The 22,030-nt window shown below is 69.6% G+C and carries 20 protein-coding genes; 9 read left to right on the top strand and 11 right to left on the bottom strand.

The features are described from left to right. Position 1 precedes the first annotated feature (1 nt). From ASF22_RS20095 to ASF22_RS20105, 3 genes are all read right to left on the bottom strand, one after another. Entirely contained in the window at positions 2 to 274 is a 273-nt protein-coding gene (locus tag ASF22_RS20095) for a YiaA/YiaB family inner membrane protein (protein ID WP_056175765.1), read from the bottom strand. 48 nt (positions 275 to 322) lie between these two features. Continuing rightward, positions 323 to 1,000 (bottom strand): PspA/IM30 family protein, encoded by a 678-nt coding sequence (locus ASF22_RS20100; RefSeq protein WP_056267627.1) that lies wholly within the window; start codon positions 998 to 1,000, stop codon positions 323 to 325. A gap of 87 nt (positions 1,001 to 1,087) precedes the next feature. Then, complete coding sequence (locus tag ASF22_RS20105) at positions 1,088 to 1,567, bottom strand: tRNA (cytidine(34)-2'-O)-methyltransferase (RefSeq protein WP_056267630.1); 480 nt, start codon at positions 1,565 to 1,567, stop codon at positions 1,088 to 1,090. Between the two features lie 154 nt (positions 1,568 to 1,721). Between ASF22_RS20105 and ASF22_RS20110 the strand changes: the two genes are divergently transcribed. Beyond that, a complete protein-coding gene (locus ASF22_RS20110; RefSeq protein WP_056267632.1) occupies positions 1,722 to 3,587 on the top strand; it encodes an ABC transporter ATP-binding protein in 1,866 nt (621 codons plus the stop codon). Here ASF22_RS20110 and ASF22_RS20115 read toward each other — a convergent pair. Continuing rightward, on the bottom strand, positions 3,566 to 4,846 hold the full coding sequence (locus tag ASF22_RS20115) for a GGDEF domain-containing protein (RefSeq protein WP_082483876.1): 1,281 nt from the start codon (positions 4,844 to 4,846) through the stop codon (positions 3,566 to 3,568). The two genes, ASF22_RS20110 and ASF22_RS20115, sit on opposite strands and share 22 nt — an antisense overlap. A 321-nt stretch (positions 4,847 to 5,167) precedes the next feature. Between ASF22_RS20115 and ASF22_RS20120 the strand changes: the two genes are divergently transcribed. From ASF22_RS20120 to ASF22_RS20140, 5 genes are all read left to right on the top strand, one after another. Beyond that, positions 5,168 to 6,643, top strand: coding sequence for a SulP family inorganic anion transporter (locus tag ASF22_RS20120; RefSeq protein ID WP_056267635.1), 1,476 nt, complete (start codon positions 5,168 to 5,170; stop codon positions 6,641 to 6,643). Positions 6,644 to 6,732: 89 nt separating this feature from the next. Continuing rightward, the gene (gene edd / locus ASF22_RS20125; protein ID WP_056267639.1) at positions 6,733 to 8,556 is read left to right on the top strand and encodes a phosphogluconate dehydratase; all 1,824 of its coding nucleotides are present in this window, start codon (positions 6,733 to 6,735) and stop codon (positions 8,554 to 8,556) included. Between the two features lie 167 nt (positions 8,557 to 8,723). Continuing rightward, complete coding sequence (gene eda / locus ASF22_RS20130; RefSeq protein WP_056267642.1) at positions 8,724 to 9,341, top strand: bifunctional 4-hydroxy-2-oxoglutarate aldolase/2-dehydro-3-deoxy-phosphogluconate aldolase; 618 nt, start codon at positions 8,724 to 8,726, stop codon at positions 9,339 to 9,341. 773 nt (positions 9,342 to 10,114) lie between these two features. Beyond that, the gene (locus ASF22_RS20135) at positions 10,115 to 11,767 is read left to right on the top strand and encodes a porin (protein WP_056267645.1); all 1,653 of its coding nucleotides are present in this window, start codon (positions 10,115 to 10,117) and stop codon (positions 11,765 to 11,767) included. A gap of 279 nt (positions 11,768 to 12,046) precedes the next feature. Then, positions 12,047 to 12,976 (top strand): amino acid ABC transporter substrate-binding protein, encoded by a 930-nt coding sequence (locus ASF22_RS20140; RefSeq protein WP_056175791.1) that lies wholly within the window; start codon positions 12,047 to 12,049, stop codon positions 12,974 to 12,976. 61 nt (positions 12,977 to 13,037) lie between these two features. Here ASF22_RS20140 and ASF22_RS20145 read toward each other — a convergent pair whose 3' ends face one another. Further along, the gene (locus ASF22_RS20145) at positions 13,038 to 13,850 is read right to left on the bottom strand and encodes an urease accessory protein UreD (RefSeq protein WP_244474357.1); all 813 of its coding nucleotides are present in this window, start codon (positions 13,848 to 13,850) and stop codon (positions 13,038 to 13,040) included. 59 nt (positions 13,851 to 13,909) lie between these two features. Further along, on the bottom strand, positions 13,910 to 14,755 hold the full coding sequence (sseA, locus tag ASF22_RS20150) for a 3-mercaptopyruvate sulfurtransferase (RefSeq protein ID WP_056267929.1): 846 nt from the start codon (positions 14,753 to 14,755) through the stop codon (positions 13,910 to 13,912). 219 nt (positions 14,756 to 14,974) lie between these two features. On the opposite strand from sseA, the gene ASF22_RS20155 reads away from it, so the two are divergent. Next, positions 14,975 to 15,223 carry a hypothetical protein gene (locus ASF22_RS20155; protein WP_056267650.1) on the top strand — a complete coding sequence of 83 codons (249 nt, stop codon included), beginning with the start codon at positions 14,975 to 14,977 and terminating at the stop codon, positions 15,221 to 15,223. A gap of 6 nt (positions 15,224 to 15,229) precedes the next feature. After that, the gene (locus ASF22_RS20160) at positions 15,230 to 15,592 is read left to right on the top strand and encodes a hypothetical protein (protein ID WP_056267652.1); all 363 of its coding nucleotides are present in this window, start codon (positions 15,230 to 15,232) and stop codon (positions 15,590 to 15,592) included. Here ASF22_RS20160 and ASF22_RS20165 read toward each other — a convergent pair. Then, positions 15,573 to 16,769, bottom strand: a complete 1,197-nt coding sequence (locus tag ASF22_RS20165) for a GNAT family N-acetyltransferase (RefSeq protein ID WP_244474358.1) — start codon at positions 16,767 to 16,769, stop codon at positions 15,573 to 15,575. The two genes, ASF22_RS20160 and ASF22_RS20165, sit on opposite strands and share 20 nt — an antisense overlap. Before the next feature lie 26 nt (positions 16,770 to 16,795). Further along, positions 16,796 to 18,208 (bottom strand): oligosaccharide flippase family protein, encoded by a 1,413-nt coding sequence (locus tag ASF22_RS20170; RefSeq protein WP_056267656.1) that lies wholly within the window; start codon positions 18,206 to 18,208, stop codon positions 16,796 to 16,798. Positions 18,209 to 18,460: 252 nt separating this feature from the next. Here ASF22_RS20170 and mntR point away from each other — a divergent pair, with 252 nt between their 5' ends. Next, on the top strand, positions 18,461 to 18,913 hold the full coding sequence (gene mntR, locus ASF22_RS20175) for a manganese-binding transcriptional regulator MntR (RefSeq protein ID WP_056267662.1): 453 nt from the start codon (positions 18,461 to 18,463) through the stop codon (positions 18,911 to 18,913). 6 nt (positions 18,914 to 18,919) lie between these two features. Here the strand turns inward: mntR and ASF22_RS20180 are convergent, their stop codons facing one another. Genes ASF22_RS20180 through ASF22_RS20190 form a run of 3 tightly spaced genes read right to left on the bottom strand, consistent with a single transcriptional unit; the run spans position 18,920 to position 21,942 of the window. Beyond that, a complete protein-coding gene (locus ASF22_RS20180) occupies positions 18,920 to 20,197 on the bottom strand; it encodes a type III PLP-dependent enzyme (RefSeq protein ID WP_056267664.1) in 1,278 nt (425 codons plus the stop codon). After that, positions 20,190 to 21,686 carry an AMP-binding protein gene (locus ASF22_RS20185; RefSeq protein ID WP_056267667.1) on the bottom strand — a complete coding sequence of 499 codons (1,497 nt, stop codon included), beginning with the start codon at positions 21,684 to 21,686 and terminating at the stop codon, positions 20,190 to 20,192. Before ASF22_RS20185 ends, ASF22_RS20180 begins: the two co-directional genes overlap by 8 nt. A 4-nt stretch (positions 21,687 to 21,690) precedes the next feature. Next, positions 21,691 to 21,942, bottom strand: a complete 252-nt coding sequence (locus ASF22_RS20190) for an acyl carrier protein (protein ID WP_056176188.1) — start codon at positions 21,940 to 21,942, stop codon at positions 21,691 to 21,693. Positions 21,943 to 22,030 lie beyond the last annotated feature (88 nt).

A 22,030-nucleotide genomic window follows, 5' to 3' on the forward strand; every position in this document is an offset into this window, starting at 1 on the left:
CTCAATCCTTGCCGACCGACATCAGCAGGCGCTCGGTCTTGGCGTCCTCGATGCGGTTGACCATGCGGCGGCCCTCGTGGACGTCGCGGACCGTCTTGGTGGCGGTGATGCACGACTGGACCAGCATGATCACCCCCATGGCGAAGTAGCCCTTCATCCAGATGTCGATGGGCATGAACAGGATGCCGAGCGCCACCATCAGGGCGGCGCCGAGGAACGACGCGTAGGTGAAGGCGACCCAGGCGCCGGAATGCTGCGTGGTTTCGTTGGTCATGGGATCGGTCCTTTTTGAAGGGGTTATTTCGCAGGGCAAGTGCGTGGATCAGGCTTGGGCGGTCGCGCGCTGGCGTAGGCGTTCGAGCACCGCGCTTCCCGTCGGACGCGTCGCTTTCCCAAACCCTTCGCGCTCCAAACGCTCGGCGATGTCGGCGCCCGACTCGGCTTCGGCCAGGGCCGCTTCGGTGTCCGCGGCGTGCGCCTGGAGGCTGCGCAGGCGGGCCAGGGTCGCCTCGGCTTCCCGCAGGGTGGCGCGGTCCTCCGGTGCGGCGGCGACGCCGAGGCGGCGGGCGGATTCGGCCGCCGCCGCGATGCGCCGGCCCCGCTCCAGTTCCGCCTGCCGGCGGGTGGCGTCGCTCACCACGGCGCGGATGCGGGTGAGTTCGCGGGCGAACCGCGTCCGCGCGGTGCGGATGGCCTCGGCTTCGGATTCGAGTTCGGCAATGGCGTCGGCGGCGTCCCGAGCGAGGTCCTCGCGGCCGGCGTCGAGGGCGGCGACGGCCCGGTCTTCGAGGTCCCTGGCGCGGCTCTCCACCTCGGCGAGGCGGCGGGCCTCGGACGTGTCGCCGGCCACCGCCGTCGCCAGGGCCATGCGGCTGCGCTCCAGGGAGACGCGGGTCTCGCGGATCTGCTGGTCGAGGATCAGCAGGGCGTTGCGGTCGATGAGGTCTTCCCGGGCCTGGGCGGCGGCGCCACGGGCGAGGGTTCGAAACAGGTTGAACATGGGGCGGTCTCCCGAGCGACGGGCGCTGCCGTCGAGGAGGAGATTGCCACGGATTGAACAGTGTTCAAGTGCGTTTATGCACGGCGTTCAAATAGGCGCTTGCGCGCCGCCCGGGAAACCGTCCGTCTGGCGCAGGCCCTCGCCGAGGATCATGGCGGCGCAGACGGCGACGTTGAGGGAGCGCAATCCGGGCCGGATCGGCACCACCACCCGGGCATCGGCGGCCGCATGGACGGAATCCGGCACCCCGGCGGATTCCCGGCCCATGAGCAGGCAATCGTCCGAGCCGTAGGCGAAGTCGCCGTACGGCAGGGCGCCCTGCGTCGTCGCCAGGACGAGGCGCAGGCCGGCTTGCCGGCGCCACCCGTCGAACGCGGTCCACGAGCGGTGGCGCGTGATCGTCACGTGGTCGAGGTAGTCCAGCCCCGAGCGGCGCAGGTGCCGGTCCGACACGTCGAACCCGGCCGGCTCGATGATCTCGACGGCGATCCCGAGGCAGGCCGCGAGGCGCAGCAGGGTGCCGGTGTTCTGCGGAATATCTGGCTGGTAGAGGGCGAGGCGGAGCATGGGCGACGTCGCGGTTGGGGAAGGGGTGGCTGGCGTATCGGATGGAAGCACCAAGTAAGGCAGGCGGATTCTCGTGCGGCATCGCCTCCGGTTGGCAGGGGCCCTACGCTGCCTAGCTATAAGGGCGCTGCCGCAACCGCATATCGGACATCTCATGTTTCTCGACTGGCTCGAGCGCCGCATCGAACCGTTCGCGCCGTTCGATGACGGGCGCATGCCGCCCAAGACCGTGCTGGGCTTCGCCGGCTTCTACCTGAAGCCCGTGCGGGCGGCGCTCCTCGCCTTGTTCCTGGTGGCGATCGTCGCCGGCACCGTCGAGGCGTCGCTCTACCTGCTCATGGGCTGGTTCATCGACCTCCTCAACACCGCCGATCGGGCGACGTTCTGGGCCGATCACGGCACCAAGATCCTGCTCGCCGCCGGGTTGGTGCTGGTGGTGCGGCCGATCACGATCTGGCTGCACGAGATCCTGTCGAACCAGCTCATCGTGCCCCAGGTGACGAACCAGATCCGCTGGCGCACGCATCTCTACACGCTCGGCCACTCGCTTTCCTATTTCCAGGCGGATTTCGCCGGGCGGCTCGCCAACCGCGTCGTGCAGGTCGGGCCGGCGGTGCGCGAACTCGCCGTCGTGTTCATCGACACGCTCCTGTACGTGGCGATCTACGCCGTGACGGCGGTGGGCCTGTTCGGGTCCATCTCCCTGTGGCTCGCCCTGCCGGTGGTCCTGTGGGTGCTGGCCTACGGCTTCCTCACCCGCTGGTTCGTGCCCCGCGCCCGCACCCGGTCGCTGGTCACGGCCGACACCCGCTCGGCCCTCATCGGGCGCATCGTCGACAGCTACACCAACATCCTCACCGTGAAGCTGTTCGCCCGCGACCGCGAGGAGCGCGCGGCGGTGCGCGACGCCGTCGACATTCACACACGCGCCTACCTGCACCAGTTCCGCCTCGTCAGCTCCACCACCACGGTGCTGGGCGTCCTCAACAGCGCCCTCATCGTCTCCACGGCGGGCGTCTGTCTCGTCCTGTGGCAGCGTGGCGGCATGACAACGGGCGAAGCGGCGGCCGGCCTCGCCCTGGTGCTGCGCCTCATGGCCATGTCGGGCTGGGTGATGCAGACCGTGCGCGGCATCTTCGAGAATGTCGGGGTGATCCAGGAGAGCATGCAGACCATCGCGCGTCCGCACGCCATCACCGACCGGCCCGAGGCCGCCACCCTGCGGGTCACCGGCGGCGACATCCGCTTCGAGGACGTGAGTTTTCACTATGGGCGCGATGATTCCAGCATCATCGAGCGTTTGAACCTCCACATTCGGGCGGGCGAGAAGGTGGGGCTCGTCGGCGTGAGCGGCGCGGGCAAGACCACCATCACGGCGCTGCTGCTGCGCCTGCACGACCTGGAGAGTGGCCGCATTCTGGTCGACGGCCAGGACATCGCCGAGGTCACGCAAGGGTCCCTGCGCAGCGCCATCGCCATGGTGACCCAGGACACCTCGCTCCTGCACCGCTCGATCCGGGACAACATCGCCTACGGACGCCCCGATGCCACCCTGGCGGAGGTCGAGCGGGCGGCGCGTCTGGCGGAGGCCGATACCTTCATCCGCGCCCTCGTCGATCACAAGGGCCGCACCGGCTACGACGCCCAGGTCGGCGAGCGCGGGGTCAAGCTGTCCGGCGGCCAGCGCCAGCGCATCGCCATCGCGCGGGTGATCCTCAAGGATGCGCCGATCCTGATCCTCGACGAGGCGACCTCGGCCCTCGACAGCCAAGTCGAGGCGGCGATCCAGGACAGCCTCGACACCCTGATGCAGGGCAAGACCGTGCTGGCCATCGCCCACCGCCTCTCGACCATCGCGGCCCTCGACCGGCTCATCGTCATCGAGGCCGGGCGCATCGTCGAGGAGGGGACCCATGCGGCCCTCATCCGCTCGGGCGGTCTATACGCCCGTCTGTGGCAGCGCCAGTCCGGCGGCTTCCTCGGCGAGGCGGCGGCGCCCTACGAGAACGCGGCCGAATAGGCGCCGGACCCGGCATCGGAGTACGCGCCCGAGATCCCGTCTCGCGGTCCGGCATCGCGGTTGGCGGCGTCAGGCAGGACGGGTCGGGCCTCGACGCGGTTCCGGCCCCGGCTCTTGGCGTCGTAGAGCGCGAGATCGGCAACCTTGAGCAAACCGGAGGGCCGAACGCCGCAGGCCCGTGTCGCACCATGGGCGGCGGTGATCCCGACACTGACGGTGACCGTCCGGTCGCGGCCGTTCTTGCGATAGCGGAAGCCGATGGTCTCCACGGCCGCTCGCAGGCGCTCGCCGAAGTCGAGGGCGTCTTCCGGAGTGCAGGCGGGAACGAAGGCCGTGAACTCCTCGCCGCCGTAGCGCGCGAGGAGGCCCCCCGCCGCCCGCGTCGGCCCGTCGAGGGCGGCCGCGATGGCGGCGAGACAGCGGTCGCCTTCGGGGTGGCCCGCCGTGTCGTTCAGGTCCTTGAAGCGGTCGATGTCGATGGCGACCACGCAGCACCAATCCTCGGCCCGGTCCCACGCCGCAGCCAGGGTCGCGTCGAAGACGCGCCGATTGGCGAGGCCCGTGAGGGCGTCGATCTCCGACAGGACCTTGAGGCGGGCATTGGCCTGCGTCAGTTCGGCGGCCTGCGCTTCCACGGAGAGCCGCAGGAGGAACGCCTGCTTCTCCTGCCGCTCTCGCGAGAAACTCACCTTGATCGGAACCAGGATCAGGCTCGCCACGAGGAGCGGCAGGCCGTTCCCGGCGAGGTCACCCTCGTGCAGGGCCACCACCCAGCCGAGGTAGAGCGCGAACGAGAGGCCGCAGAACACGAGGCTGTGCCGGAACGACAGGGCGGCGATGAGGCCGACCACGAGGGGCACGATCACCGCGAGGACCATGTAGACGTCGGCATGCCCGTCCGGCACCGTCCGGGCGCCGTTGAGGACGATGGCCATGTCGAGCAGGCTCGTCACCGTCGCCGCCACGGTTCGGCGCAGGGGTGAGGGGCGGTCCTTCAGGGACAGGATCGCCAGGCAGGCGACCGGCGTGAACACCCCGAGGGTGAGGAAGGCCGGAACGGCGAACGCGTCCGGTCCGAACACCTCGTAGTCGAGCTTCAGCGACAGGATGTTGAACAGGATGAAGACGAGGAGCCAGGAGCGGATGTAGGTGCCCGAGCCCCCGTCGTCCCCGGCCCGAAACCGCGCTTCGAGGTCGGGCGGCAACGAAAGTCTGTACCAGGGACGAAACCGGTTCGCATCGATTTCGCTCTGTAACATCGGGGCGACACGTCTCTTCCGGCAGTACGACTCGGTTTAATTTCGTACATTTCGCTTGCAGGACCGTAAACGCCGCGCGGCCTTGTATCACGCAATGGTTTTCGGCCGTTCTTTCCCTTCGCGAGAGGCGCGTGTTATGGGGCGGACATGCTGAAGGACCGCGCAAGACTCTACTGCCGTCTCGGGCCGCCATAGGGCGCCCGCACCGGACCGCGTCTCCGCGCGGATGCCCGCATGGGCGCCGCGCCTCCTCCTGGCATCCCCCGACGCCGCGGCCCCGAACGGGCCGGCCCGCGAACGGGGCGAACGGACTGATCTTCCATGACCCGACGCAACCTGCGGAGCGAGTGGGCTCCCGATGTCACGCGCGAACTCCTGGCCGGGACGGTGGTGGCCCTCGCGCTCATTCCCGAGGCCATCGCGTTCTCCCTCATCGCCGGGGTCGACCCCAAGGTCGGCCTCTACGCCTCGTTCTGCATCGCCGTGGTCTCGGCCTTCGCGGGCGGGCGCCCGGCGATGATCTCGGCCGCCACCGGCGCCATGGCGCTCGTGATGGTGACCCTCGTGAAGGAGCACGGCCTCGGCTACCTCTTCGCCGCCACCATCCTGACGGGATTCCTGCAGATCGGCGCAGGGGCGCTGAAGCTCGGCAACCTCATGCGGTTCGTCTCGCGCTCCGTCGTCACCGGCTTCGTCAATGCGCTCGCGATCCTCATCTTCCTCGCGCAGATGCCGGAACTCTTGGGCCAGGGCGCGACGGTCTACGCCATGACGGCCGCCGGCCTCGCCCTGATCTACGGCCTGCCGTACCTCACGAGGGCCGTGCCCTCGCCGCTGGTGACCATCGTGCTGCTCACGATCGTCGCCGTCGCGTTCGGCCTGCCGATCCACCGCGTCGGCGACATGGGGGCCCTGCCGACGGAACTGCCGTTCTTCGCCCTGCCGCAGGTGCCGTTCACGTGGGAGACCCTGCGGATCGTCCTGCCCTACGCGCTCACCCTCACCATGGTGGGCCTGCTCGAGAGCCTGATGACGGCCGCCATCCTCGACGAGATGACCGACACCGGCTCGAACAAGAACCGCGAATGCGCCGGCCAGGGTCTCGCCAACATCACCGCCGGGTGCTTCGGCGGCATGGCCGGATGCGCCATGATCGGGCAGTCGGTGATCAACGTCTCGTCGGGCGGGCGCGGCCGGCTCTCGACTCTGTGGGCGGGCGCGTTCCTGCTGTTCCTCATCGTGGTGCTCGGGCCCTACGTCGCCCAGATCCCCATGGCGGCTTTGGTCGCCGTGATGATCATGGTGTCGATCAACACCTTCCAATGGGGCTCCGTCCGCACCCTGCTGACCAACCCCAAGAGTTCGAGCGTCGTGATGCTCGGCACCGTCGCGGTGGTGGTGGCGACCCACGACCTCGCCCGCGGCGTGCTGTTCGGCGTGGTGCTGAGCGGCCTGTTCTTCGCCCACAAGGTGACGCGGTTCTTCGCCGTCGCCTCAGAGCGCACCGGCGGCACGCGCACCTATCGGGTGACGGGGCAGATCTTCTTCGCCACGGGGCAAGCCTTCCACGACGCCTTCGACTTTCGCGAGGACGGCCTCGAGCGCCTGGTCATCGACCTCACGGCGGCCCATTTCTGGGACATCACCGGCGTCAACGCCCTCGACCGGGTGGTGCTGAAGTTCCGCCACCACGGCGTAACCGTCGAGATCGTCGGCATGAACGCCGCGACCGCCACCCTGGTCGAGCGTCTCGCCACCCACGACAAGCCCGGCGCGACCCTTGCCTCAGGGCACTGACCGGACGCCCCGGTAGCCACGGCGGTGCCGCCGTGGTCTGAAGGCGTTCCAGACTTCGCGCCAGACTTCGCACCACGCGAGGACCAGACATGACCGAGCTTCACCCCGAGATCGCCGCCGTCACCGCGCGGGTGATCGAGCGCTCCAGGCCGACGCGAACGGCGTATCTCGATCTCGTCGCCCGCGAGCGGGACCACGGCGTCCACCGGCCGATGCTCAATTGCGGCAACCTCGCCCACGGCTTCGCGGCCTCCGGCGAGGACAAGCCGGCGATCCGCGCCGGCCGCACCATGAACATGGCCATCGTCACGGCCTACAACGACATGCTCTCGGCCCATCAGCCCTACGGCCGCTACCCCGAGCAGATGAAGATCTTCGCCCGCGAGGTCGGCGCCACCGCGCAGGTGGCGGGCGGCGTGCCGGCCATGTGCGACGGGGTCACCCAAGGCCAGCGCGGCATGGAGCTGTCCCTGTTCTCGCGCGACACCATCGCGCTCTCCACCGCCATCGCGCTCAGCCACGGCATGTTCGATTCCGCCGCCCTGCTCGGCATCTGCGACAAGATCGTGCCGGGCCTCATCATCGGGTCCCTGCGCTTCGGCCATCTGCCGATGATCCTGATCCCGGCCGGACCCATGCCGTCGGGCATCGCCAACAAGGAGAAGCAGCGCGTCCGCCAGCTCTACGCCGAGGGCAAGGTCGGGCGCGACGAACTGCTCGAATCCGAATCCGCTTCCTATCACGGGGCCGGCACCTGCACCTTCTACGGCACGGCGAATTCCAACCAGATGATGATGGACGTGATGGGCCTGCACATGCCCGGCGCCTCGTTCATCAATCCGGGCACGAAGCTGCGCCAGGCCGTGACGCGCGCCGCCGTGCACCGCCTCTCCGAGATCGGCGCCACGGGCAACGATTACCGGCCGCTCGGCCACTGTATCGACGAGAAGGCCATCGTCAACGCCGTGGTGGGGCTGCTCGCCACCGGCGGCTCGACGAACCACGCCATCCACCTGCCCGCCATGGCGCGGGCCGCCGGCATCGTCCTCGACTGGGAGGATTTCGACCGGCTCTCGGCGGTGGTGCCCCAGGTCGCCAAGGTCTATCCCAACGGCTCGGGCGACGTGAACCACTTCCACGCCGCCGGCGGCATGAGCTACGTCATCGCCAGCCTGATCGACGCCGGGCTGCTGCACGATGACATCCTGACGGTGGCGGGCACGCGCCTGCGCGATCACGCCCGCGACCCCAAGCTCGTCGACGACGCGCTGGTGTTCGAGGACGCGCCGGAAAAATCCCACGACGAGAGCATCCTGCGCGGCCCCGCCGACCCGTTCCAGACGGATGGCGGCATGCGCCTCGTGAAGGGCAACCTCGGCCGGGCGACGTTCAAGACCAGCGCCGTCGAGCCGTCGCGCTGGACCATCGAGGCGCCCGCCCGCGTCTTCGACGACCAGGACGACGTCCTGGCGGCGTTCAAGGCCGGCGAACTCGAATGCGACGTCGTGGTGGTGGTGCGATTCCAGGGGCCGCGCGCCAACGGGATGCCCGAACTCCACAAGCTCACGCCCCAGCTCGGCGTGCTGCAGGACCGGGGGTTTCGCGTGGCTCTCGTCACCGACGGGCGCATGTCGGGGGCGTCCGGCAAGGTCCCGGCGGCGATCCATCTCAGCCCCGAAGCCCTCGGCGGCGGCCCCCTGGCGAAGATCCGCGACGGCGACAGGGTGCGCCTCAGCGCGGAGGACGGCAGCCTCGAAGTCCTCGTCGATCCCGCCGAATGGGATCTTCGCGATGACGCCGCGGCCCCCGCGCCCGCCTTCGGCACCGGCCGCGAGTTGTTCGCCTTCCTGCGCCACGGCGCCGACGGCGCCGAGCAGGGCGCCTCCGCCATGCTGGCCGCCGCCGGATTGTAGGATGGCCTTTCCGGCCCATCGGTTCGCCGCGTGTCTCCGCGAGGGAGAGGCAAGGCGGGGGCTCCCTCTCCTCCCGGGAGGGGGAGCCCGTCGCGACCGCCCGATCCCAGGCGAGCGCACGCGTTTGGTATGATAGCCTCCGCTTCCCGAACCCCGAGGACCGCCCCATGACCAGCATCGACGCGCTGATGCGCTCCGTTCCCGTCATCCCCGTGCTGGTGGTCGAGGACGTGGCCCATGCCGAGCCCATCGCCCGGGCGCTGGTGGCCGGCGGCCTCACCGCCCTGGAGGTGACCCTGCGCACCCCCGCCGCCCTGGAGGTGATCCGCATCATGTCCGGGGTCGAGGGCGCCGTCGTCGGCGCGGGCACCGTGCTCAACCCGCGCGATCTCGACGCCGCCCTGCAGGCGGGCGCCCGGTTCGTCGTCAGCCCGGGCCTCACCGAGTCCCTCACCCGCGCGGCCATCGACCGGGGCGTGCCCTACCTGCCGGGCATCGCCAATTCGGCCGACATCATGCGCGGCCTCGATCACGGCCTCGATCGGTTCAAGTTCTTCCCGGCCGAGGCCGCCGGCGGCATCAAGGCCCTCAAAGCTCTGGCCGGGCCGTTCCACGCCGTCCGCTTCTGCCCGACCGGCGGCATCACCGAGGCCACCGCGCCCGACTGGCTCGCCCTGAAGCCGGTGCTGTGCGTGGGCGGCTCCTGGGTAGTGCCCGCGGGCTTGCCCGAGGAAGCGGTGATCCGCCGCTCGGCCGAGGCCGCCGCTCGCCTGCGCGCCGCCTGAGGGGGACCGAGCAGTCCCACCCGGCCCATCGTCGCCATGGAACCGCTCGGGGCATGGCCTCGACAGCGCGGGGTCGGGCCTCAGGCCGGGGACCGTCGGTATTGCGTCACCCGGGACGCCCGGGGGACGAAGCCGCTTGGCCGCCTTCGGATCTCAGGACCCCGATCCCCCGGCGTCGCCCGATTCGCACGGGCTTACCCGGAGCTGGGAGGCCGGGCCCCGCGTCATCCACAGGGGGTGTGGACGCCGCCGGGCCGTGATGGCCGATCCACCGGGATCGCCCGACGGGATCGCTTGGTATGCCAAGCGTCAGCTCCGAATCGGCACCCATCTTGAAAATAATCCCGTGCCTGCCTCGGAAAACGCCATTCAAATCAACGGGAGAATGATTTTAGGCCTTTTTCAATCTAGAAGCGGAATCATAATTCAAGTTTGAGCCGTTATAGGGCAGTTTGTTCTCCCTGGTCCAGGTCTAGGCGCGCGTCGCGGCGGCCCGGAAACCGCCTGTGCGTCATACGCTTAGCCGCCTGTGCAACGTTGCATGGCCGCAACACGGCAGCGGAACCGCTGTGCTGATCACGTTTTCGAGTTGCCCGGCGGAACCGGCTCGCACAGAGTGACTGGGCACTGGGGGCATCGCCAGCGCAACACTTCTGCAAACCAGCGAACATCGCTCGGCTGTTGAAAAATAAGGACGACACGGGTCGTGGTCCGCCGGATCACCATGCCCGAAATCGTTCATCCCTCGGGTCTCGAAGCTTTTGGAGATATCAATGAAGCTCTTGAAGAGCTCGCTTCTTGCCTCTGCTGCTGGTTTTGCAGCCGTCGCTGGAGCACACGCAGCCGACCTTCCGGTCAAGAAGGCTGCCCCCATCGAATACGTTCGCGTCTGCTCCGCCTACGGCGCCGGCTTCTTCTACATCCCCGGCACCGAGACCTGCATCCGTCTCTCCGGCCGCGCCCGCCTCGAAATCGGCTACCAGCAGCAGGACAGCCGCTCGGGCAGCAACGGTGACACCACCGGCTACCGCGGCCTCGCCCGCATCAACGTCGACGCCCGCACCCAGACCGCCTACGGCACCCTGCGCGCCTTCACCCGCCTCGAATTCGCCTCCCGCACCGGTTCGACCCAGGGCCTGCGCTCGGGCACCCAGGAGCGCATCGGCAACGCCTTCGGCGCCAGCGGTCAGGATCAGTTCGGCCGCGTCCAGCAGTTCGTGAGCACCGAGAAGGCCTTCATCCAGTTCGCCGGTCTCACCGCCGGTCGCGCCTCCTCGTTCTTCGACTTCTACGCCCACGACTTCGAGATCAGCTCCGCCACCGGCGGCTCGGACCTCGCCTCCACCAACCTGCTCGCCTACACCACCAAGCTCGGCACCGGCGGCTTCTCCGCCACGGTCTCGCTGGAAGACCCGAGCTTCCGCCGCAACACCATCTACTCGCAGGAGGCCACCACCTCGCCTGCACCCCAGCGCGTCCTGATCAGCACCGATGCCTTCGGTCGCCCGGTCTTCGGCGCCGTCGACGTGTCCCAGCGCAACCGCGTGCCGGACTTCGTCGGTGTCCTGCGCTACGACGCCGCCTGGGGTTCGGCCCAGCTCTCGGCCGCCGCCAAGGAGCTCAACACCGCCAACTTCATCCAGGGCTACAACGCCGCTACCTTCGGCGCTCCAGCCGGCGTGCCCATCGCCAACTTCGGCGGCTTCACCGCACGTCCCGCTTCCGAGTTCGGCTGGGCCGTGCAGGGCGGCGTGAAGATCAACATGCCGTTCATCGCCCCCGGCGACACCTTCTACCTCCAGGGCGCCTACGGCGAGGGCGCGACCCTCTACACCGGCTACTCCTCGTACAACGGGTCCTACGCCTCCCGCGTCAGCACCATCGCGGGCGCCGCCTTCGACCCCTACATGTCGGATGCGACCCTCAACCCGCTCACGGGCAAGATCGAGCTCTCGACCTCGTTCACCGTCGTCGGTTCGTTCCTGCATTACTGGTCGCCCGAGTGGCGTTCGGCGATCTTCGCCAGCTACGGCGAGCTGAGCTTCGCCCGCGGCGCCCGCTTCAACAACGCCCTGGCCTACGCCACCGCCACCGGCGCCCCCGGCGCCAGCGCCGCCACCGTCAATGCCCTCGCCGGCTCGCAGTTCACCGGTATCATCGGCACGCCGTCCTACAACGTCAGCCCCGTGCTGCGTGACACCTACCAGGTCGTCGCCGGCGCCAGCCTGATCTGGTCGCCCGTCAAGGATCTCGATATCGGCGTCGAGGGCCTCTACACCAAGGTCGGCGTTCAGAGCGGCCGCGTGGTCGATCAGACCCGCTCCAACGGTGCCGTCAACGCGATCAACCTCGCCAACGGCAACGTCAAGACGGTCACGGCCGACGACACCTACCAGATGCGCATGCGCATCCAGCGCGACTTCTAAGCCGCTTTCGACCGGTCGGTGTCGCTGCGACATCCGACCGGCGGTATCACCTTACCTTCGAGAATACGAACTGGCCCGGCTGCGAAGCCGGGCCTTTTTGCGTCTCGGCCTGGCCCAGTCCGGCACGCGAGTTGCGAGTTACAAGTTGCGCCGAACAGTGCGCATTCCGCGAGATCCGTGGAAATCACCGATTGCGTCGGCGGTGGCCGTCGCTAACCTGCTATAAGCGCCTTCAGCGATGGACGTCGTGCCAATCGCCCCCCGGGAGTCAGCCTGACAATGCGTTCGCGCCATTCAAGATCCGCCGTCACGGCGGCTTTCGTTGCTTTTGCGGTCTCGGCCACGGCCGTGGGTTCTGCCCAGGCCGACGATCTGACCGGCACCTTGAAGAAGATCAAGGAAACCAACGGGATCACCATCGGCTACCGCGATGCATCGGTGCCGTTCTCCTACCTCGACAACGATCAGAAGCCCGTCGGCTACGCGTTCGAGATCTGCAAGAAGGTCGCCGATGCGGTGAAGGTCAAGCTCGGCCTGCCGAAGCTCGAGGTGAAGTACAACCCGGTCACTTCGGCGACGCGTATCCCCCTCATCGCCAACGGCACCATCGATCTCGAGTGCGGTTCGACGACGAACAACCCCGACCGCCAGAAGCAGGCGACCTTCACCAACACCCACTTCCTCACGGCCACCCGCTTCGTGTCGAAGAAGACCGCCAAGCTCGACAAGATCGACGATCTCAAGGGCAAGACCGTGGTCTCGACCTCGGGCACGACCAACATCCGTCAGATCAACGAGATCAACACGGCCCGCAACCTCGGCCTGACCATCCTGCCGGCCAAGGATCATGCCGAGGCCTTCCTCATGGTCGAGACCGGCCGCGCCGTCGCCTTCGTGATGGACGACGTGCTCCTCGCCTCGCTCGCCGCCAGCTCTAAGGAGCCGGGCGCCTACAGCATCTCCAGCGAGGCCCTGTCGAAGCCCGAGCCCTACGGCATCATGCTGCGCAAGGACGATGCCCCGTTCAAGGCGGTCGTCGACGAAGCCACGGCCAAGCTCTACAAGAGCCCCGAGGGCAAGGCGCTGTACGACACCTGGTTCACCAAGGCGATCCCGCCGCGGGGCATCAACCTGAACCTGCCCATGAGCGAGGCCATGGTGAAGGCGTTCGCCAACCCGAGCGACAGCCCCGATCCGGCCGCCTACTGATTCGAACCGCCTGATCCGGTTCGTGAGAGGGGCTCCGGCGATGCTGGGGCCCCTTTTTGCATCAGGCCTGCCACACCCGGGGGAGGGGGCCGCCGCGGTAACCGACGAGGATGTGCTGGGCCAGCGCCCGCAGGGCCGCCGGGTCGCTCCCGAGGAACCGCACCACGAGGTTCCCGTTCCAGGCGCTCGCCGCCGCCTCGACGCCATCCCGCGCGCCCGCTCCGTCGAGCAGCGCCCGTATGGCGTCCAGGCGGCCTTCGGCCCCGGGCGCCACGTGAACCAGAGTCGCCATCGCCCGGGCGTCGTCCCCGATGGCCGCCCGTTCCAGGGCGTCCGCGATCGCGCCCTCGAGGCGCACCGAATCGGCGTAGACGAGGCGCCCGTCGCGCCGGATCCGCCAGTGATCGTGGAAGCGGCCCTCGCGGATCCGCTCGCCGCGCGCCACCCGCCCGAACGTCACCGCCTCGAACGCGAGCAGGCCCGCATCGCCATCGAGATCGGCGACGAGGCTGCGCTCCAGACTGGCTCCGTCGAACAGGATCGTCTCCTGCGGCAGGAAGGCGAGGTGGCCGCCGGCACCCACCGCGACCCGCGTCTCGATGATCGTCCTCGGCCCGTCGGAGCGATAGATCTTCTCCGCCGCCGTGGTGGTGAGCACGAGCTCCGCCCCCGGCCCGACGGCGACGGACACGGCGAAACGGTCGCCGCAGGCGATGCCGCCGGCGCTGTTCAGCAGCACCGCCTCGCACGGCCCCGCCGGCCCGCGCGGCAGGCGCACGCGCAAGGGGCCGGCTTCGGCGATGTCGAGGATTCGCGTGTCGGAACCGAGCCGTCCGACGCGCAGGTGCACGCGCCCGTCCGAGCGCTGGCGCATGGGCGGCGTGGAACGGTCGCCGTCCGTCACAACAGGGCGTGCGCCGGCGCGCCGACACCTCATGCGCCGGTGGCGACGGGGCGCTCCGGGTCCGAACCCCATTCCGACCACGACCCGTCGTAGAGGGCCCGTGCCGGCCGTCCGAGGCTCTCCAGGGCGAGCGAGACGATGGCGGCCGTGACGCCGGATCCGCAGGTGGTGATCACCGGCTTGCCCGGATCGACGCCGTTCTCGGCGAACACCACCCTCAGGGCGTCGGGCTCCTTCAGCCGGCCCCCCGCTTGCAGCGCCGAATAATGGACGTTCCGGGCGCCCGGCATATGGCCCGGACGGACCCCGGGCCGGGGCTCCGCTTCCTCGCCGCGAAAGCGCGGCCCGGACCGCGCGTCGACGACCTGGGCCGATCCGGATTCGAGAGCGCGCGCAACGTCTTGCGCATCCGCCACGGCCCCGTTGTCGAGGCGGGCCGTGAAGGGCCGGGGCTCGCGCGCCCGCCCTTCGCCGTCCTCGACGGGCCCACCCGCCGCGACCCAGGCCGGAAATCCACCCTCCAGGATCGCGACGTCGCGCGCGCCGAACACCTGCAGCATCCACCGCACCCGGGGTGCCGAGAACAACCCCAAGCCGTCATAGACCACGATCTGCGCGCCATCGCCGATGCCGAGCGCCCCCATCCGTGCGGCGAACACCTCCGGCCGCGGCAGCATGTGCGGCAGGCCGGACGTCCCGTCGCTCATGGCATCGATGTCGAAGCGCACGGCGCCGGGGATGTGCCCGGCCCGGTACTCGGCCGCCGCGTCGCGCCCCTGCGCCGGCAGGTACCATGAGCCGTCGAGGACCACGATGTCGGGGGCCGCGATCCGGGCCTTGAGCCATTCGGCGGTCACGAAAGGCGTCGTCGCCATCTTGTCTGAATCCATGCAGTCTCGGGGATGGGCACACTCAACCATATCCCGGCGCGACATGCATCCATCGCCGGAATTCGGGCGCCCGGGCGATCGACATCCCGCGGAACGATGCCGAGCTTTACGCGCGAAGCCGCCCGCCATGGTTTCACGGGCGAAGCCGCCCGCGATGCCCTATGTCATCCGTCGCCCCCTTCGGAAAGCCGGAGCGTTCCACCTTTGACCCCACGCGAGACCTTCCACATCGAGATCTTGAGCCCGGAACCGGTGGCGGACGGCGAGGACCCCGTGCGCCAGCGGGTCTCCGTCCGCGTCGGCAGTCTGGAAAGTGCCACGGAGCATGCCTTGAGCCTGTTCGCCCGCGCCCGCGCGCCGCAGCGCGGCGGCGGACCCGCCGAAGCCGTACGGGTCATCGACGGGGCCGGGACCGAGGTGTTTCGCCGAAGCCGCTTCGACGAGCCGGGCTGAGGAGCGATGCGACGCCTGTCCCGTCTTCTCCTGATCCCGGCCCTGGTTCTGGCCTTCTGCGCCCTGTTCGTGCGGAGCTACAGCCTGCCGCCGGCGCCCGACCGGCGCGGCGGCACGGTCGTCGTTCTCGACTGGCCGAACCGGCCGTTCTTCGGAAGTCCCCGCGGCGATTGCCTTGGGCAGCCCGCGTCCGATCTCCCCATCGCCTGCCTCATCGCTTCCGTCGCCCGTTCGCGGGAGGCCGTGGTGCTGGCGTCCCTGCCGTTCTGCGTCACCTGCCACGACCTGTCGCAGCGCATCGCTGCTTTCGGCCGCGATCCCGCTTCCGTCTCGGCGGCGCAGGCACGGATCAGTCGCTTCGGCTGGTAGGGGGCGCCGAACGTCTCCACGGCCACACGCTTGCGAGGACCGAAGCCGGGCTTCGGCGAGCGAGGGAACGGCTCAGCCAGGCACGCAAGGCTTCGAGCCGCCGGGCAAGTCCGAACAGCGGGTCGCCCCCCGGCGTCGCAACAAGCACGTGCGCGAGGGGCATCCGTCCCGCCCAGAACGTCTCGGCGAGGCGGAAATCCGGTGGTGCGCAGGAATCGGCCCCGGTGAGACCGGCATCCGCGATGACGCTCAGGGTCATGCGATGGACGAGTTGTGCGCCGGGGGAGTCGCGGGCCTCCGCTTCCGCGAACGAGATCTTCAGGCACCACGCCGTACCTCCGGTGACGTAGGTCACCGCGCTGGCCAGCGTCGTGTCCCCGCGTCGTAGCCGGTCGATCCGGGCCGTGCCGCGCGCCCCGAAGGCGGCCACGGATGCGTGCAGGAACGCGACCTGCTCCGGAGAATCGCCGAGGGCGGTCCCGGCGCGGCCCTTCCAACCCCTTCCTTCGAGGGCGACGTAGTCGTCCAGGGCCGCGCCGAGGTTCGCCGGATCACGCACGATCTCGAACGTCATGGGCCCGAGGCGTTCGGCCGATTGCCGGAGGCGCCGGCGGCGTCGCGAGGACAGGTGGTCGAGCGCGGCGGCGCGCTCGGGCTCCGTCCGGCCGGAGAGCTCCAGGACGGCGCGGGCATGGGCCCAGAAATCGGCACGCGGCAAACCGTATGCGCGGCACGCCCCCGACAGCAGTTCCGCGAAGGGGCCGCGTGTGGGCACATAGGTCAGCATCAGGCGCCGGCCGGCGAGGTGACCGGCCGCGCGCAGAAGAGCATTGAGGGCGTGGGCCGGCCTGTCCGGATCGAGGAGGGGAACACCGAAAACACCGAACCCGTGCATCCAGCCCATGGCGAGCCGCAGGGGAAAGCCCCAGCGTCGCCGTCCGCGTCGGCACGGCCACACGGCAATGAGGCGGAGGCCTGGCTCTTCCGGCGGGCGATCTCCCACCAGCAGCACCTCTACGCCGGCCCCGAAGGCCTCCCGGGCGGAGAGGGCGAAATCGGCGTCGTAGAACAGGTTCTCGATGAAGGGACGCCGGCTCAGGGTCCGCCAGGCCGCGATCCACGGCGCCGTCGGATCGAGGGGGCGCAACGCGGCGACCCAGTCATCGGCCCGATGCAAGGGCGGGGTGTCCCTGCGACCGGCCATCAGGTGCCGCGCCTGCGTCGGATCAGGGTCGCGACTCCGAGGATGTCGAAGCGCCACGCCATGGCGCCGGCCCCGAAGAGCAGGATCACGAGTTCGAGGACGACGGCCGGTACCGTCCGCCCGGCGCCCGAAGCCTCGATCCACCCGATGGCGAGCCTGCAGGCGAGGGCGGTCGCTGCGATGATGGAAACGTCGCGCCAGGGCACCGGCATCCGGATGCCGCTCGGGTCGCCGACGATGAAGACGAGGCACGCCAAGGCCTGTCCGACGACGACGGCGATGGCGGCGCCGGTGATCCCATACGGTGGGATCAGCACGGCCGAGAGGCCCGTGATGGTGACTAGGAGTGTGACGGACGCGACGGCGTCGAGGCGGCTCGACGCGGAAAAGTAGATCACCTGCCCGAAATAGTACGAGCGCAGCATCAGAAGGACGCTGGCGGCCACGAGGAGGGGGGCCACGCCGAGGGCGGCGGCGCGATAATCCGGCCCGAGGAGAATGGCGACCACGAGATCGTCGAAGGCGAGGAAGAAGACGCCCCCGAAAGCCGCGATGAGCGTCATGAGCCGCGCGGCGCCCTCCAGAACCGGGCGGGCGGCCTCCATGCCGCCGCTGCGCGCCTCCCGTTTGGCGATGGAGACGAGGGCGAGGGCGATGCTGTCGCCGAACACGACGAAGCTCTGTCGGAGAAAATCGGAGAACGCACCGTAAGCGCCGAGTTCGGCGACGCCGACGCTCTGGCCGATGATGAGGCGGTCGATGGTTTGAGCCAGGGCCGCGGCGGCGAAGGACAGGACCAGGGGCCATCCATAACTCAGCAGGCGGCGCGCTTCTGCCCAGCTCCCGCGCCCGCCTAGGAGCGGTCCGATGGCGAACAGCGGGGACAGGGCGGCCAGGATGTTGGCGAGTGCCGTCGCGAGCAGAAGATCGACGGCGTGCCCGGTCCAGAGGAGGACGCCGCTTCCGAGCACGAGAACCAGGATTGCACGCAGGACGATGGCGGCGGCCACGGCACCGACCTCGAGACGGGTACGGGCGATCTCGCAGGCCCCCTCGAACACCATCATGCCGAGGACGGCCGCCACGATGGCGGCGGCCGCGGCGGGCGCGACGATTCCGAGCCAGGCTCCGAGGGCGGCCGCCAGGGCGGCGAGGGCGATCATCGCCCCGAGCAGGCGCACGACGGTACCGACCTGATCCGGCGCGCGTACCTCTTCGTAGAGGGCGAAGAACGAGAACTTCGGCCACTGGCAGGTGGCGCCGTAGAGGACCAAGGCCCAGGACAGCATCAGAAGGTAGCCACCATAAGCCTCCACCGGTGCGAGCCGGGTGAAGACCGCCAGGGATGCCATGTTGAGGGCCGCTCCAACTCCGCGCGAGCCGACATAGGTGAGGGTGTGGCGGGCGATCATCGATGATCCACGGATCGGGCGGGCGTTGCTGGACGTCGATGGCGTCCCGTCGCTTCCACCGTTCTGTTCCACCCGTCGTCGACGCGGGCTTACCCGCTGGAGCCGCATCGAGCCCTAGCACGCCGGTGTTGCCGAGGTGTCAACGCAGTCAGACGGTGCCGATGGGGGGTCCCTTTCGCGCGCCGCCTTCGCTACACAGCGGAGATCGGACGCCCATCCGGCGCATCCACGGGAAGGGAGACGGCCGGTCACATGCAGGATTCGTCGCGATCCGATCCCGCCACCGCGCTCGTCGATCCCGACGTGCATGTGGAGAGCTTTCGCCAGGCCCGCGAGGCGAGGCGCCTGGAGCTGGTGGAGGATTACGTCGAACTCATCGCCGACCTCATCGGTGACGGCGGCGAGGCGCGCCAGGTCGACATCGCCGCGCGCCTCGGCGTGGCCCAGCCGACCGTCGCGAAGATGCTCAAGCGATTGGTGGAAGACGGCCTCGTCCAGCAGCGGCCGTATCGTGGCGTCTTCCTCACCACGGCCGGGCAGGCGCTTGCGGTGCAGAGCCGGGAGCGCCACCGCATCGTCGAGAAATTCCTGTGCGTCCTCGGCGTCAGCGCCGAGACGGCCCGGCGCGATGCCGAAGGCATCGAGCACCATGTCAGCGCCGAGACCCTGGAAGCCTTCCGGCGCTTCTCGGAGGGCAAGGTCTGAGGGGCGTCACCGCCCGATCGGCACCGCCCGTCCGCCATCGACGAGGATTTCCGCCGGCAGGGGGTGGCTGAGAAAGCCGGTCGGGCTCGCGGTCAGGCCGTAGGCACCCGATTGCAGCACGGCGACGAGGTCCCCGGCGGCGAGATCGGGCAGGAGCGCATTGCGCGCCAGCATGTCGAGGGGCGTGCAGAGGGGGCCGACCACGGTGCAGGGCGTGCGCACGCCACCCTGCGGTTCGACGACCGCGGCGACCGGATAGTCGCGCTTGACGATCTGCCCGAGATTGCCCGACGCAGCCAAATGATGATGCATGCCGCCGTCGGTGATGGCGAAGCGTTGCCCGCGCGAGATCTTCACGGCGCGGACCTCCGCCACGTAGATCCCGGCCGCTCCGACGAGATAGCGTCCCGGTTCGAGGACGATGCGCGCGGTCGCGAGGCCGGGAGCGGCGGCCACCATCGCGCGAAGGTTCGGGATGCCGGCGCCGACGGCGTCGAGGTCGAGGGCTGTATCGCCCGCGAAGTACGGGATACCGAGGCCGCCGCCGAGATCGACGGTCTCGAGGGGGCGCTCGATCCGAGCGGCGACCCGGGCGGCCAGCCGCAGGCCGTAGGCCCATTGGCCGAGGAGGGTCGCGGCGGAAAGCCCCTGCGTCCCGGCGAACAGGTGCAGGCCGACCAGGCGGAGGTCGGGTTCGGCCTCGACCCGATCGACGACGGCGTCCAGTTCCTCCTCGTCGAAGCCGAAGGGCGACGGCTTGCCGCCCATGCGCATGGCCCCGCCCTGCGCGTCCGGCCCGGGATTGACCCGGATCGCCACGGCGGTCCTGCATCCGTGCCGGGCGGAGGCCGCCGCGACGCGCTCCATCTCTTCGATATTCTCGAGATGGATCTCGCCGATGCCGCCGGCGACGACCCGATCGATATCGGCCGCGCTCTTTCCCGGTCCGGCAAACAGGATCCGCTCGGATCGCACGCCGGCGGCCAGGGCCGCCTCGTATTCCGCACCCGATGCGATCTCGGCACCCGCTCCCGCCTCGGCGAACACGCGGATGACGGCCGGGCGCGGATTGGCTTTGACGGAATAATCGACCTCGGCGAAGCCCGCGACGGCCTGCGACAGGGCACGGTAGGCCCGTCGCATGAGATCGGCATCGTAGACGAAGAGCGGCGTGCCGTGGGCCCGTGCGAGGGCGGCGAGATCGAGTCCACCGACGTGAATCACCCCATCGTGCCTCGGGAAATCGGCGGCGATCAGGTGTTGGGCGAGACCGTCGTCAGACATCCCGGCGTTCCGCCGCGAGGCGCTTGTAGTCGATCTTGCCATTGGGCGTGACGGCCAGGGACGTCACCGTTTCGATGGTGCGGGGGACCATGTGGGGCGCCACGGTTTCCCGCAGGGCGCGGAGGGCCGCCTCGGGGTCCGGGCCGCCCTCGGCGGCGATACCGATGGCATGGATGCGTTGCCCGAGACTCGGATCGGGCAGCCCGATGACCGCCACGGCACGGAAGCCGCCCGTCGCCATCAGCGCCGCCTCGACCTCGGTCGGGCTGACGCGAAAGCCCGAGGTCTTGATCATCGCATCGTCGCGGCCGACGAAGGTGAAGTAGCCGTCCGCGTCCTCGACGACGATGTCGCCCGAGCGGCACACGGGTGGTCCGCCCGGAACGAACGGATCGGGCACCAGCACGCGCGCGGTGTCCTCGGGCCTGTTCCAGTAGCCGAGGGACACGGTCGGGCCGCGATGCATGAGGATTCCGGGCTCGCCCGGCGCGGTGCGGCGTCCGTCGGCGGTGACGGCGAAGATCTCGGTCTCCGGGATGGCGCGACCCATGGAGGCCGGGCGGGCTTCGAGCTCCGCGGGCGGGAGCCAGGTCGACCGGAAGGCTTCCGTCAGCCCGTACATCAGTACGATGTCCGTGTGGGGCAGTGCCCGGCGGAGGCGTGCGACGGTGTCCAGGGGCACCGCCCCCCCGGAATTGGTGACGTAGCGCAGGCTCGCCAGATCCGCCGTGGCGAGGCGCGGCGCGGCGCGGGTCAGGAGGGTCCACAGGGTCGGCACCCCGGCGAGACCGGTGATCCCGTGTGTTTCGATGGCGCGCACCACTTCGTCGCCGAACCGGGCGTCGAGGAGCACGAGGCAGGCGCCCTGCTCGACGGCCGTGAGGAGCTGGTTCAGGCCGTAATCGAAGGCGAGGGGCAGCACCGACAGGATGCGTTCGTCCGGCGTGAGGCCGAGGTAGGTCCGCACGATGCGGGTTCCGGCGAGGAGGTTGGCGTGCGAGAGCATGACGCCCTTCGGCAGGCCGGTGGAGCCGGAGGTGTAGAGGATGGCGGCGAGATCCGGGGGCGGGGCCGGCCCGTCGCGCTCCGGCAGGATCAGGAGGACGCCGCCGGGCATCGATGCCTCGGCCTCGACCGCGAGACCGTCTCCGAGGGCGGCGCGCAAGACCGCTTCGGTCAGAAGGGCGCGTGCGCCGCAATCCTCGACGATGTGGCGGATCTGGGCCGCGCGCAGGCTCGGATGGATCGGCACGAAGGCGGCGCCGGCTTGCGCTATGGCGAACAGGGCCGCGCATTCGCCGGTGGATTTCGGCAACAGAACCGCGATCCGATCGCCGGGGCGGACACCGGCTTCGATCAGCCGGGCCGCCAAAGCGGCGACGCGGTCACGCAAGCCTGCGTAGGTCAGACGCTCCGCGCCGGCCACGAGGGCCGTGCGGTCCCCGGCCGGCCGGTCCAGCAAATGGTGAACGCGGGTCGGCCCTTCCATCGCCTCAGGCTCGATCCCGCTTGGCCGCGGCATAGGCCGCGAGGGCATCGATGCTCTCGAAATGGGCGAGGGCGAACGCGTCCTCCTCGATCTCGAACCCGAAGCGTTCGCCGAGGTCCATCATCAAATCGAGGACGCCGATGGAATCCAACGCGTCGCTCGTCACCAACGACGTCCGGCCCGTGATGGCGTCGGGAGCGAGACCGGGATTGCGCCCGAGGATGAACGCGCGGATGGCCTCGCGCGCTTCGCTCACCGTCTCCACGCTGTGTCTCTCGACCAAGGCTCGCACTCCACCGGACGCCCTTGCGGGGACGTGACGCGATTAAGCCATGCGAGGTGCG

This window comes from Methylobacterium sp. Leaf87, assembly GCF_001422775.1.
Classification (GTDB): domain Bacteria; phylum Pseudomonadota; class Alphaproteobacteria; order Rhizobiales; family Beijerinckiaceae; genus Methylobacterium.